This window comes from Advenella sp. EE-W14, from assembly GCF_012923605.1.
Taxonomy (GTDB): Bacteria; Pseudomonadota; Gammaproteobacteria; order Burkholderiales; family Burkholderiaceae_B; genus Advenella; species Advenella alkanexedens.
In genome coordinates this window covers 114,859-127,163 of record NZ_JAAVNG010000009.1, presented here as the reverse complement: position 1 = coordinate 127,163, position 12,305 = coordinate 114,859, and the positions used below count along the sequence as shown (strand labels likewise).

12 protein-coding genes are annotated in these 12,305 nt (G+C 48.6%); 6 read left to right on the top strand and 6 right to left on the bottom strand.

What is annotated here, in order from left to right; genetic code table 11:
• The first annotated feature begins 129 nt into the window (after positions 1–129).
• The 6 genes from HCX92_RS07895 to HCX92_RS07870 are packed head-to-tail and all read left to right on the top strand — an operon-like array spanning position 130 to position 6,909.
• The gene (locus tag HCX92_RS07895; RefSeq protein WP_169294405.1) at positions 130–1,863 is read left to right on the top strand and encodes a PAS domain-containing sensor histidine kinase; all 1,734 of its coding nucleotides are present in this window, start codon (positions 130–132) and stop codon (positions 1,861–1,863) included.
• A gap of 16 nt (positions 1,864–1,879) precedes the next feature.
• The gene (locus HCX92_RS07890; RefSeq protein WP_169294404.1) at positions 1,880–2,485 is read left to right on the top strand and encodes a response regulator transcription factor; all 606 of its coding nucleotides are present in this window, start codon (positions 1,880–1,882) and stop codon (positions 2,483–2,485) included.
• 21 nt (positions 2,486–2,506) lie between these two features.
• Positions 2,507–3,355, top strand: coding sequence for a bifunctional methylenetetrahydrofolate dehydrogenase/methenyltetrahydrofolate cyclohydrolase FolD (gene folD, locus HCX92_RS07885; RefSeq protein ID WP_169294403.1), 849 nt, complete (start codon positions 2,507–2,509; stop codon positions 3,353–3,355).
• 13 nt (positions 3,356–3,368) lie between these two features.
• Positions 3,369–5,423 carry a M3 family metallopeptidase gene (locus HCX92_RS07880; RefSeq protein WP_169294402.1) on the top strand — a complete coding sequence of 685 codons (2,055 nt, stop codon included), beginning with the start codon at positions 3,369–3,371 and terminating at the stop codon, positions 5,421–5,423.
• Positions 5,424–5,445: 22 nt separating this feature from the next.
• Positions 5,446–6,063 (top strand): SCO family protein, encoded by a 618-nt coding sequence (locus tag HCX92_RS07875; protein ID WP_169294401.1) that lies wholly within the window; start codon positions 5,446–5,448, stop codon positions 6,061–6,063.
• Positions 6,064–6,084: 21 nt separating this feature from the next.
• Positions 6,085–6,909 carry a glutathione S-transferase family protein gene (locus tag HCX92_RS07870; protein ID WP_169294400.1) on the top strand — a complete coding sequence of 275 codons (825 nt, stop codon included), beginning with the start codon at positions 6,085–6,087 and terminating at the stop codon, positions 6,907–6,909.
• 178 nt (positions 6,910–7,087) lie between these two features.
• Here HCX92_RS07870 and HCX92_RS07865 read toward each other — a convergent pair whose 3' ends face one another.
• The 6 genes from HCX92_RS07865 to proC all read right to left on the bottom strand — a co-directional run bounded on the left by HCX92_RS07865 (position 7,088) and on the right by proC (position 12,200).
• On the bottom strand, positions 7,088–7,789 hold the full coding sequence (locus HCX92_RS07865) for an ABC transporter ATP-binding protein (RefSeq protein WP_169294399.1): 702 nt from the start codon (positions 7,787–7,789) through the stop codon (positions 7,088–7,090).
• Positions 7,790–8,557: a high-affinity branched-chain amino acid ABC transporter ATP-binding protein LivG gene (livG, locus tag HCX92_RS07860; RefSeq protein ID WP_169294398.1), complete on the bottom strand. Its 768-nt coding sequence runs from the start codon at positions 8,555–8,557 to the stop codon at positions 7,790–7,792.
• Entirely contained in the window at positions 8,550–9,734 is a 1,185-nt protein-coding gene (locus HCX92_RS07855; protein WP_371808401.1) for a high-affinity branched-chain amino acid ABC transporter permease LivM, read from the bottom strand. The genes livG and HCX92_RS07855 overlap by 8 nt, the downstream gene beginning before the upstream one ends.
• A 47-nt stretch (positions 9,735–9,781) precedes the next feature.
• Positions 9,782–10,711, bottom strand: coding sequence for a high-affinity branched-chain amino acid ABC transporter permease LivH (gene livH / locus HCX92_RS07850; protein WP_169294396.1), 930 nt, complete (start codon positions 10,709–10,711; stop codon positions 9,782–9,784).
• Between the two features lie 89 nt (positions 10,712–10,800).
• Positions 10,801–11,364 (bottom strand): queuosine precursor transporter, encoded by a 564-nt coding sequence (locus HCX92_RS07845; RefSeq protein WP_169294395.1) that lies wholly within the window; start codon positions 11,362–11,364, stop codon positions 10,801–10,803.
• On the bottom strand, positions 11,364–12,200 hold the full coding sequence (gene proC / locus HCX92_RS07840) for a pyrroline-5-carboxylate reductase (protein WP_169294394.1): 837 nt from the start codon (positions 12,198–12,200) through the stop codon (positions 11,364–11,366). Before proC ends, HCX92_RS07845 begins: the two co-directional genes overlap by 1 nt.
• Between the last annotated feature and the right edge of the window lie 105 nt (positions 12,201–12,305).

The window sequence follows — 12,305 nt, the reverse complement described above, 5'->3', positions numbered from 1 at the left end:
ACATTATGAAAAAACAAAAAGATTTTTAATACAAACATTAAAATTTTACCTGGTGCAACAAAACCAGTATCATGGGGAAATGTCTCAATTACAATACCCATTTACTTTAAAGATTTTTTTGTAACACCAATGTCTGACCTGCCCAATAAATCCCTGCTGGCTTCGTCGTTTTACGACAATGCAAAAATAAATAAAAAAGGCCTTTATTGGATTACACCCGTATTTGTACTTGTCCTGTATCTGCTTGTCATGACCGGCTTTTTCTGGTTGCAGCAAATACACAAAGAAAGCGTCATGTTCGTCACCGTTGATGAAGAAACCAAGCAGGAACGCCTGATGTTCTTTGTCATGGCACTTTCTTTCATTATCATCATCAGCCTGTTGGCCTTATGGCGTTACACACGCTTTCGTTCAAATGCTGAAGCGGCCCTACTGGCCGAAACCAGCTTTCGCCGGGCCATGGAAAACTCCATGTCAACCGGCATGCGTGTCCTGGATATGCAAGGCCGAATCGCCTATGTAAACCCGGCCTTCTGTCGCATGATGGGTTGGAACGAGGCCGACCTGCTTGGAAAAAGCATTCCCTATCCATACTGGGTGCCCGGAAAATATGACGAACACCAGCGTATTCTGGATATTCTCATGTCGGGCAAAACCCCCAGCACCGGACTGGAAGTAGAAGCCCAGCGGCGTGATGGATCACGCTTTACCTCGCGCATGTATGTATCTCCCTTGCGGGACCCCAACGGAGAGCAAATCGGCTGGATGACTTCAATGACCGACATCACCGAACCCAAACGGGTTCGGGAGGCCCTGACGGCTGCCCATGAACGCTTCATGACCGTGCTGGAAGGACTGGATGATGCCATCTCGGTGGTGGCGGATACCCCTGCCGGACTGGAGCTTTTATTTGCCAATCGTACCTACCGACGCCTTTTTGGCTCACAGCCCAATGGCCACAGCGAATTAATGGGCGGACGGCGAGGCCGGTTCAGCGGCGTAACCATCGAGCAATATGCGCCTTCGGCAGACTGCTGGTTTGAAGTGCATCATCGGATGCTCATCTGGACCGATGGCCGAAAAGTACGGATGCAGGTTGCCCGGGACATTACCGAAAGACGCAAGCACGAAGAAGACTCACGAATCCAGCAAGAAAAAATCCAGCTGACGAGTCGGCTTACCACCATGGGCGAAATGGCTTCTTCCCTGGCGCATGAGCTTAACCAGCCCCTTACGGCGATTGCCAACTACAATATGGCCATCGTTGCCATGATCAAATCGGGCAACATATCACAGGAAAAACTCCTGTCCGCGCTGGAGAAATCCGCCAATCAGGCAGAACGTGCCGGTAAAATCATCAGTCGCATCCGTGAGTTTGTCAAACGAAGCGAGCCACGCCGTCAAAGCACGCCCGTGTCCAAAATCATCGACAACACCCTGGATCTTGCCGAAATTGATGCCCGCAAACGCAGAATAAAAATCGAGGCCAATGTTCCCGATGATCTGCCCAATGTCCTGGCCGACCCCATTCTTATTGAACAAGTACTGCTTAATCTGGTCAAAAACGGCCTTGAGGCCATGGTCAACAGCGAAGCCGATACACTTTATGTCAATGCCTACCTTCATGACAAACAAATTGAGGTACGGGTTGTTGACCGCGGTCATGGACTGAAAGAACCCGAACGTTTATTTGAACCATTCTTCAGCACCAAGTCAGAGGGGCTTGGCATGGGTCTCAATATTTGCAGAACAATTATTGAATCCCACCATGGAAGGCTCTGGGCTGAAACCAACCCCGAAGGCGGAACAATATTCCGCTTTTTACTCCCCTGTGCTCCAAAAGAGCCAATCCAAGAACAATGAGTAAAGGATACAAACTATGACAACAGACAATTGCACAATCTTTATCGTCGATGACGACGAAGCCGTCAGGGATTCGTTACGCTGGTTACTGGAAGCCAATGGCTATCAGGTTCAGGCTTTTGAAAGTGGCGAACAGTTTCTGGAAAGCTATGACCCATCGATAATAAGCGTTCTGATTGCAGACGTTCGCATGCCTGGCATGACAGGACTGGAGCTGCAGGAAGAACTGATCAAACGCAATGCTCCTCTTCCCATTGTTTTCATCACCGGTCACGGTGATGTTCCCATGGCCGTTTCAACCATGAAGAAAGGTGCTGTTGACTTTCTTGAAAAGCCCTTCAACGAAGCCGACCTGCGTGAAATCATCGCCCATATGGTGGTGCAGGCCCAAGACAAGGTATCGATTGCCGAACAGCAAAAAAATCATCAGGCACTACTTGCCCGCCTTACATCACGCGAGCAACAGGTACTTGGCCGGATTGTCGCCGGCCGGCTTAACAAGCAAATTGCCGATGACCTGAATATCAGTATTAAAACCGTTGAGGCCCATCGGGCCAATATTATGGAAAAACTCGAAGTAACCACTGTCGCTGACTTAATGAAAGTGGCATTGGCAAAGTAATTAAATCGCAAGGACATTTGAATGACTGCTCGCATTATTGACGGAAAAAAACTCGCCGAAACCATCAAACAGAATCTGGCTGAACGCATCAACGCACTGAAGGAAAAGAATATTATTCCCGGCCTTACCGTGATTCTGGTTGGTGATGATCCGGCTTCCCAGGTTTATGTCAGGAACAAAGCCAATACCTTCACCAAACTTGGCCTTAACTCCTCAGTAGAACAATACCCGGCAAGCCTAAGCGAAGAAGCGCTCTGTAACCGGATTCGCGAACTCAATAACGATCCATCCGTTCATGGCATTCTGGTTCAACTGCCCTTGCCTGCCAACCTGGACGCCAACAAAGTCATTGAAACCATCAGCCCGGAAAAAGATGTTGATGGATTTCATATCAGCAATGCCGGTGCGTTAATGACGGGCCGTCCCCTGTTCATTCCATGCACCCCTTATGGTGTCATGAAAATGCTCGAATCGGAAAATGTTGAACTTCGCGGTGCTGAAGCGGTCGTAATAGGGGCCAGCAACATAGTCGGCAAACCCATGGCACTGCTATTGCAAAAAGCGGGTGCCACCGTCACTATTTGCAACTCCAAAACCAAAGACCTTGCCGCCCATACACGACGTGCAGATGTCCTTGTCGTGGCAACGGGTCGTCCCGAAATGATCACTGGCGACATGATCAAACCGGGTGCCATTGTCATTGATGTAGGTATCAACCGCGGTTCAGATGGTAAACTCAAGGGCGACGTAGAATTTTCTTCTGCCAAAGAGGTTGCCGGCGCAATTACTCCTGTACCTGGCGGCGTTGGCCCCATGACCATTGTCATGCTGCTGGTGAACACCATCGAAGCAGCAGAACGTAAACTTTAATTTAGAAGAGTCCATGAATAGCAATCCCTTATTAGCCCCTTTATCCGAACTCATTGATTACAGCGCCATCAAACCTGAACACCTGGTTCCGGCACTGAGCAGCCTGCTGGACGATACCCGTCATGCCATTAATGAAATTGTTGAAAAGGTAAAAGAGCCAACATGGGATTCATTCATAGAACCTTTGGAATGTGACACTGCCCGCTTATGGCGGGCCTGGTCGGTAGCCGGTCATTTGAATTCAGTTGTCAACACACCTGAATTACGGGATGCATATAATGAAATGCTCCCCAAAATGACCGAGTTTTCAACCTGGATCGGCCTTAATAAAGACCTGTACCGGCAATACCTGAAAATTTCACAAAGTAAGGCTTTCAAGAGCTTCACACCTACCCGCAAACGCATTATCGAACTGGCTTTGCGCAACTTCAGGCTGAGTGGCGTGGAACTTGAGGGGGAAAACAAAGAGCGTTATGCCCAAATCAGCGAGCAAATCGCCTTAACCTCACAGAAATTTTCTGAAAACGCCCTGGATGCCGTCGATTCATGGGAATGGATCGTAACCGACGAAAAAGAGCTTGAGGGCTTGCCGCAAGACGCGATTAATGCCGCACGGCAAGCCGCACAGGCCGAAAACAAGGAAGGTTGGAAATTCACGCTTAAAATGCCGTCTTACCTGCCGGTCATGCAATATGCCAAAAGCCAGGCCTTGCGTGAAAAGCTATATCGTGGCTATGCCACCATTGCCTCCGAACAAGGTGATGCCCGCTACGACAACTCCTCCAACATTGAAAAACTGCTGGCCCTCAGAACCGAAGAAGCCCGCTTGCTGGGCTACAATGACTTTGCCCAAATGCAACTTGAAACCCGCATGGCTGACACTTCCTCCCAGGTTGTGGGCTTCCTGCGCAATCTGGCCGCAAAAGCCAAGCCCTTCGCTGAAAAAGACGTGGCTGCTCTCAGGGAGTTTGCCAGCCAGTCACTGGGTCTGAATGAACTCCAACCCTGGGATTATGCCTATGTCTCTGAACAATTGCGTAAATCCCGTTATGCTTATTCCGATGAGGAAGTCAAACAGTATCTGCCTGAACCCAAAGTGCTTAATGGATTGTTTTATGTCATTGGCACCCTGTTCAATGTTGAACTGGTTCCTTTCAAAGCCCCCGTCTGGCACGAAAACGTGGCGGTTTATGCCGTTAAAGAAAACAATGAACTGATTGGTTATTTATACACCGATCTTTATGCCCGTGCCGGCAAACAAAGTGGCGCATGGGTTGACAGCGAAAGAACCCGCCACTTGCAGGGCGAAAACCTGCAAACACCGGTGGTGTATTTAACCTGCAATTTCCCGCCACCACAAGACAACAAACCTGCTCTGCTCACGCATGATGATGTCATCACCCTGTTCCATGAGTCAGGTCATGCCCTGCACGCCCTGCTTTCAAAAGTTGATGAGCCAGCCGCCTCTCCATTCGCAAGTGTTGAATGGGATGCCATAGAACTGCCATCCCAATTCATGGAAAATTTCTGCTGGGAATGGTCTGTCCTGCAAAAACTGTCCGGTCACTGGGAAACCCAGGAACCGCTGCCCGAGTCTTTATACCAGAAAATGCTGGCTGCAAAAAACTATCAAAGTGGCATGCAAACCGTACGCCAGATAGAATTTGCCCTGTTTGACATGCTTTTGCATCAACGCACCAGTCAAACCTCTATTGCCGATGTACTGTCACTGCTCAATGAAGTGCGTCAAGAAGTGGCCGTTATCATACCGCCGGCTTGGCATCGTTTCCCGCATAATTTCTCTCATTTGTTTGCTGGCGGCTATGGGGCCGGTTACTACAGTTACAAATGGGCTGAGGTGCTTTCCTCTGATGCCTATGGCTTGTTTGAAGAAAATACCCTTGACAATCAGGGGACGCTTAACCCCGTCATCGGCAATAAATTCAGGCAAGAGATCCTGGCGGTTGGCGGCTCACGTCCTGCCGCTGACTCCTTCAAGGCTTTCCGTGGCCGCGAACCCAGCCCTGAAGCGCTGTTAAGGCATTGTGGCATGACCGAAGCGGCCTGATATCATTTTGGTACCTAACATAATGATCAAGAAAACCTTGCTTTCATCGGTATTGGCAATGGCCTTGCTGCATTCTGTTCCTGCTGTCGCGCAGGAACAGCCGCAAGCCAAACCCAGTGTGATTTACAAAATCACCGGCCGCCTTCCCGATTTGAAATTCAGTTTAAACGGCGCACAAGACAAGACGATTACAGAAAAAGACGTCAAGGGAAAAGTGGTGCTTTTATTTTTTGGCTATGCCAGCTGCCCCGATATCTGTCCCACCACCATGGCACAGCTATCAGCCGTCAAAAGCATGCTTGGTGAACAGGCCAACAATATCCAGATTATTTTTCTGAGCGTAGACCCACACCGCGATACGCCTGAAGTTTTGCAGGCATACGTTGATGCCTTCGATAATGGTGCCATTGGCCTGACCGGCACCGAAAAACAAATTGCTGATATTGCCCGCCGCTATCGTGTCGCTTACCAAATAGAAAAACCTCAACCAGGCAGCGATCCCAACAATTACGAAGTCATGCATGCACGTGGAATATATATCTTTGATGCCAATGGAAAAGTCCAGTTCTTGGCTTCAGACAGTGAAGAACCAGAAATGCTACTTGATAAAATCCGCGGTATCCTGCCCTCTTCCTCTTAACTTTCTAAACCGGAGTCTATTATGATCACTATTCATCTCCTGGAGTCTTCAAGATCTTTTCGTATCGTCTGGCTTTTGGAAGAGTTGGGGCTTTCATACCAAATAAGGCATCACCGCAGAAATACGGAAACCACGGAAGCGGAAACCTCATTGCAGGACATCCACACACTGGGCGTGGCACCTATACTGGATGACAATGGCTTAACCCTGATTGAATCTGGCGCAATTATCGAATACCTGCTTAACCACTACGACCGCAGTGGATTACGTCCACCGATTGCCTCGGCCGATTACAACCAGTACTCCTTGTGGATGCATTTTGCCGAAGGTTCTCTTATGCCTGCGTTATCCAAGCATCAGGCCCTGCTGAAACTGGGAACCACACGTGTGCCATTTTTTGCCCGCTCAATCCTCAAAAAGGCCGTCAATGGCAATATCCACGCCAATGTTCTTCCGGAAATTGAAAAAAAACTTAATTTCATCGACACCGAGCTGGGCCAGCATGGCTGGTTCTGTGGCAGCCAGTTTACCGCGGCAGACATTCAAATGTGCTATCCACTGGAGCTGGCTGAAGCCCGTGGCTGCATTACCGAAAACATGCAAAACATTCAATCTTTCCTGAGTGCGGTAAAAGACAGACCGGCCTATAAAATTGCCAAAGAAAAATCAGGCAATGTCACCTTGTCTTTGGATCACTCGGTCGCGGGTCACCATGAAGAGGATGACGCTGATGCCCACCATGTATCGGCTAATAACAGTCACCATGACAACAGTAATGATCAGGAATCCACAACAGACCAACAAGACCGGCAGGCCGAAAAAAACGGAACCGATGCTAAAAACTGAGCGATCAAATATCGATGTCAATACAGATTCGCTAATACGCTTTAATGCAATCCCTATCCGGAAAACAGCCCTCAACACACATCAACCGGGCCAAAACAAAAAATCCTGGCAAGCTGAAAAGCAGTGCCAGGATTTTTTAACCATACCCAAGAATGCGCACCTGGGTAATGCTTTTTGATTAATGCCCTAAATAAGCCTTGCGCACATCATCATTCACCAGTAGATTAGCGCCCGTATCGGAAAGTACCACCTTGCCTGTCTCCATGACGTAACCCCGATCGGCAAGCTGCAAAGCCTTGTTGGCATTTTGCTCTACCAGAAAAACAGTCACCCCTTCCTCACGAATGGTTCTGATGATTTCAAAAATCTGGGCGATAATCAAGGGCGCCAAACCCAGCGTTGGTTCATCAAGAAGCAGCAATTGGGGTTTACTCATTAATGCCCGGCCAATAGCCAGCATTTGCTGCTCTCCGCCCGACATGGTTCCGGAGCGCTGGTTGGCACGTTCTTTAAGTCGGGGAAACAACTTGAAGACATGATCCAGACCCTCTTCGATCTCATGGGGTTTAAGATAAAAACCACCCATTTTCAGGTTTTCAACAACCGTCATGTCAGAAAAGACCCGCCTGCCTTCAGGTGAGATGGCAATACCCTTTTGCATGATTTTATGCGTGGACTCGTTGGTAATATCCTCGTCAAGAAAGGTAATGGAACCACTTCTGGCTCGCGGATTACCGCAGACCGTCATAAGCAAAGTTGTTTTACCGGCGCCATTTGCCCCAATCAAGGTGACGATTTCGCCCTGATTGACTTCAACACTGACCTCATCCAAGGCCTGGATCGCACCGTAATAAGTACTCACCTTTTCCAGTTTTAACACTTATTCTTCTCCCAGATAGGCTTTAATAACACGCGGATCGGCTCTAACGACCTCAGGCTTGTCTGTCACAATGGGTTTACCATGCTCCATGACCAGGATGCGGTCAGAAATACCCATGATCAAACTCATATCATGCTCAATTAAAAGAACAGACATATCAAAATCATTGCGTAACTGATTAATTAAATCCGCCAGATCTTTTTTCTCTTGCGGGTTCAATCCGGCAGCGGGTTCATCAAGCAAAAGCAAACGTGGCTTGGTAATCATGCAGCGCGCAATTTCAAGGCGACGCTGGTGCCCATAAGCCAGATTACCGGCCTCACGGTTGGCAAATTGCCGCAAACCCATGAAATCCAGCCACTTCACCGCATTGTTCAAGGCCTGTTTTTCAGAACGGCGATAAGACGGCAAATTCAGCAAACCCGGTAACAGACTGGATTTGATTTGTGTATGTTGTGCCACCAGCAGGTTTTCCAGCACCGTAAGATGCTTGAACAGACGCACATTCTGGAAAGTACGGACCAGACCATGCTGTGCAACCTTATGACTTGGATAACCGGTAATTGCCTTGCCATTTAGCGTAATGCTACCCGCAGTAGGTTTATAAAAACCGCTCACACAATTAAATACGGTTGTTTTACCGGCTCCATTAGGACCAATAATGGCAAAAATCTCATTTTTGCTTACATCAAAACTTACTGAATCGACTGCCAGCAACCCGCCAAACTGCATCATCAAGCCATTAACGCTTAATATTTTTTCACTCATTGGGAATCTCCACTTGCGGACGTTTTACCGGCAGCAAGCCTTGCGGGCGCCATACCATCATTAACACCATGACCAAACCGAAAATCAACATCCTGTACTCGGCAAACTGACGCGCTAATTCTGGCAATACCGTTAAGATAATGGCAGCCAGAATGACCCCAATCTGCGAACCCATTCCGCCCAATACCACAATGGCCAGAATAAGCGCCGACTCAATAAAGGTGAATGACTCGGGGTTGACCAACCCCTGGCGGGCAGCGAAAAACGCACCGCCCAGACCGGCAAACGTCGCACCCAGCGTAAAGGCTGACAATTTGATTCGGGTAGGATTCAGACCCAATGAACGACAGGCGATTTCATCTTCGCGCAAGGCTTCCCAGGCGCGTCCAATGGGCATACGAACCAGCCGGTTGGACACAATAAGTGTAATAAAAGCCAGTACCAAGGCCATCAAGTACAGATAAATGACCACATCCATTGTACTGAACTTCCAGCCCATCAACTGATGAAAGGTTTGCGCGCCTTCCACAGAAGCTCTGCGTGTCATTTCATACCCAAAGACAGTGGGTTTGGGTATGCCTGAAATACCATCGGGACCACCGGTAAATCCGTACAGATTAATTAATAACAGGCGGATAATTTCCCCAAATCCCAGCGTAACAATGGCCAGGTAATCGCCACGCAGACGCAAGACCGGAAAGCCCAACAGGAAACCAAAAAAGGCGGACATGACACCGGCTACAGGCAAAGCCTCCCAAAAGCCCCAGCCTGCCCAGTGATACAGCAAGGCATACGTGTAAGCACCAACAGCATAAAAGCCCACAAAACCCAGATCCAGCAAGCCGGCAAAACCCACCACAATGTTAAGGCCAAGCGCAAGCATGACGTAAATCAGCACCAGCGTGGCAATATCAACCTGACTGCGTCCACTGAAAAACGGCCAGATAACAGCGACAACAAAAACCAGGCCCAACAACATAACACTGGATTTCGGATTAAGTGAAGGGACTCGGGGCAGATTGAAACGGACACCCGGTCTTTTCCTGAATACATAGGGTTTTAACAATTGCACCACGAACACGATAGCCATTCCCCACAGCACAATGCTCCAGTGTGGCACGATCTCGGTGTTGATGCCCTTTCTTTCAAGCTGAAGCCCGAAAATGGGGACAATCATGATTCCTGTTAAAAGAGCTGCAAAAAATGCACTTTTTATATTTTTCATTACACTTTTTCCACTTCGGGTTTACCCAACAAACCACTGGGCCTGAACAGCAAAATGAAAATCAGCAGGCCAAAGGCAACAATATCTTTATATTGGGAAGACAAATAAGCCGCCGCCATGGTTTCGGCCACACCCAATAAAAGCCCACCCAGAATGGCACCGGGTATGCTGCCAATTCCGCCCAGCACGGCAGCCGTAAATGCCTTGATGCCAGCAATAAACCCGATAAAAGGATTAAGCTTGCCAATGGTAAGGGCAATCAGCACCCCTCCAACAGCCGCCAGCATAGCCCCCAGAATAAAAGTAAAAGAAATGACTTTGTTGGTATCAATACCCAACAGATTGGCCATGTGCATATCCTGGGAACAGGCCCGTGAGGCCCTACCCATTTTTGAGTTCTTGATATAAAAACTCAGGCCCACCATGAGAAAGAAAACCACGGTAATAATAAGCAGCCTGGCGTAAGTAACCGTGACTGTAAAGTCTGACGCACCAACCGTAAACTGCAAAGCACCCGGAATAAGGTTGGGAACCGCCATGTCACGAGAGCCCTGACCAATGGCCACCCAGTTTTGCAAAAAGATGGACATGCCAATCGCTGAAATAAGTGCCACCAGCCTTGGCCCTCCCCGTACTGGCCGGTAGGCGATTCTCTCTACCGAGTAACCATACACCCCTGTCACCACCACGGCTATCAGGACCATGCAAAGAATGGTTATGGGGATAGGTACACCACTATTGACACCAATCGCAGACAATGTCACCAGACCGACATACCCACCAATCATGTAAATTTCACCGTGGGCAAAATTAATCATGCCTATGATGCCGTACACCATGGTGTAGCCAATTGCAATTAATGCATAAATGGCACCCAGCGACAAGCCGTTGAACAGCTGCTGGATAAACTGAGGTAAGAACTCTTGCATTTTTTTCTCGTTATACCAATAAAAGGAATTCCCAGAAGGATAGACAAAATCCGTAGCCGGGTAAACTCCTGAAAACCATTAGACAAGCATTAAATCGTGCAGTTTTTAGGTTTGCCGATATTCCACATGAGCATTCTGAATGGCAGCAATAAACACATGCTAACTAGCAGTTTCACCACCATATCACCCAATGCAAGCGATATCCAGGGAACAGGCGTACCGGCAAAAGCAAGACCAAAAAACAGGAAGGTGTCAATAACCGATGCCAGCGCACCGGCTATAAAAGGCGCTTTCCACCAGCTTAACTGGCGCATTTTGTCAAAAATGAAAATATCCCCCAGCTGAGCAAACAAAAATGCAGTGCCGGAAGCAATTGCAATGCGGGCATCGGCCAGGAGATATGAAACAATAATGGCGGCCACAAAACCCACCAGTACGATTTTCCTGGCCACCTGCGGACCAAAACGCCGATTCAGCAAATCGGTAACCAGAAAAGAAACCGGATACGTCAAAGCTCCCCAGGTAAGCCATTCATTAATATGGAATTGTGGTTGAACCAGTACGTTGGAGGCAACCACGATAATGCACATGAGCACAATCGAAAGCAAGGCCTGCAAGGATGATATTTGATCAAAATAACCGTTCTTGCTCATCAGGATTTACCCAATTCCCTGGACATTTCAACCGCCCTGTCAGAAGCGGCCTTCATGGCCTGTTTAACTATCTCCCTGAATTGGTGCCGTTCAAATACCGCCAGGGCTGCAGCTGTCGTTCCCCCTTTTGAGGTCACGTTTTCACGCAAGATGGCAGGCTCTTGGTCTGATGCAGCGGCCAGTGCAGCCGAACCCAGAATGGTCTCGATCGCCAGCTTCTTGGCCTGTTGCTCATCAAGCCCCAAAGCCCTGGCCCCCTCCACCAGAGACTCTATCAACAAAAACACATAGGCTGGGCCACTGCCTGAAAGCGCCGTAACGCCATCGAGCAGGCTTTCCTCCTGAACCCGGACAACCGAACCGATGGAGGACATGATTTGCTCGGCCTGCAACACATCTTTTTCAACCAGTGACGGCATTGCATATAAACCCGTCACCCCTTTGCCAATTAACGCAGGTGTATTGGGCATCACCCGAACCAGACCGGGCCAGGGTTTGCCATCAGCTCCCAGCCAATCACACAGCGATTGCGTATTCAGACCTGCGGCAATACTGATCACCAGCGTACCTGGCTGCAAATGAATTTTGCTGCCCTCAATGGCTTCATGCATGTTTTGCGGCTTAACCGCGTAAATCCATATATTGCATTGCGCAAGTTCTGAGGTTGCCTGACTGCTTACCTGAACACCTTTGCCAAGCCAGCGCTCATGCCCCGCGGTGTTGATATCTATCACCAGAATATCTTTGGCCTGACACACAGTGCCAATCATGCCACTGGCCATGGCCATGGCCATATTGCCTCCGCCAATAAAGGCGATTTTGGTATTTTGTTTCATGAAAAATTTTATTTAATGAGAAAAGCCCGGTTTAAAAAGAGACCAAACCTGAACCAAAACAGTGACCGAGCATGGGAAGATGCCGTGATTTTATTACCAATTCAG

Bases quoted from the DNA above. Each gene is read 5' to 3' on its own strand.
- HCX92_RS07870 (WP_169294400.1), top strand. From the start codon at position 6,085: ATGATCACTATTCATCTCCTGGAGTCTTCAAGATCTTTTCGTATCGTC.
- HCX92_RS07855 (WP_371808401.1), bottom strand. From the start codon at position 9,734: ATGATTGTCCCCATTTTCGGGCTTCAGCTTGAAAGAAAGGGCATCAAC.
- livH (WP_169294396.1), bottom strand. From the start codon at position 10,711: ATGCAAGAGTTCTTACCTCAGTTTATCCAGCAGCTGTTCAACGGCTTG.
- HCX92_RS07845 (WP_169294395.1), bottom strand. From the start codon at position 11,364: ATGAGCAAGAACGGTTATTTTGATCAAATATCATCCTTGCAGGCCTTG.
- proC (WP_169294394.1), bottom strand. From the start codon at position 12,200: ATGAAACAAAATACCAAAATCGCCTTTATTGGCGGAGGCAATATGGCC.
- HCX92_RS07875 (WP_169294401.1), top strand. From the start codon at position 5,446: ATGATCAAGAAAACCTTGCTTTCATCGGTATTGGCAATGGCCTTGCTG.
- HCX92_RS07890 (WP_169294404.1), top strand. From the start codon at position 1,880: ATGACAACAGACAATTGCACAATCTTTATCGTCGATGACGACGAAGCC.
- livG (WP_169294398.1), bottom strand. From the start codon at position 8,557: ATGAGTGAAAAAATATTAAGCGTTAATGGCTTGATGATGCAGTTTGGC.
- HCX92_RS07895 (WP_169294405.1), top strand. From the start codon at position 130: ATGTCTGACCTGCCCAATAAATCCCTGCTGGCTTCGTCGTTTTACGAC.
- folD (WP_169294403.1), top strand. From the start codon at position 2,507: ATGACTGCTCGCATTATTGACGGAAAAAAACTCGCCGAAACCATCAAA.
- HCX92_RS07880 (WP_169294402.1), top strand. From the start codon at position 3,369: ATGAATAGCAATCCCTTATTAGCCCCTTTATCCGAACTCATTGATTAC.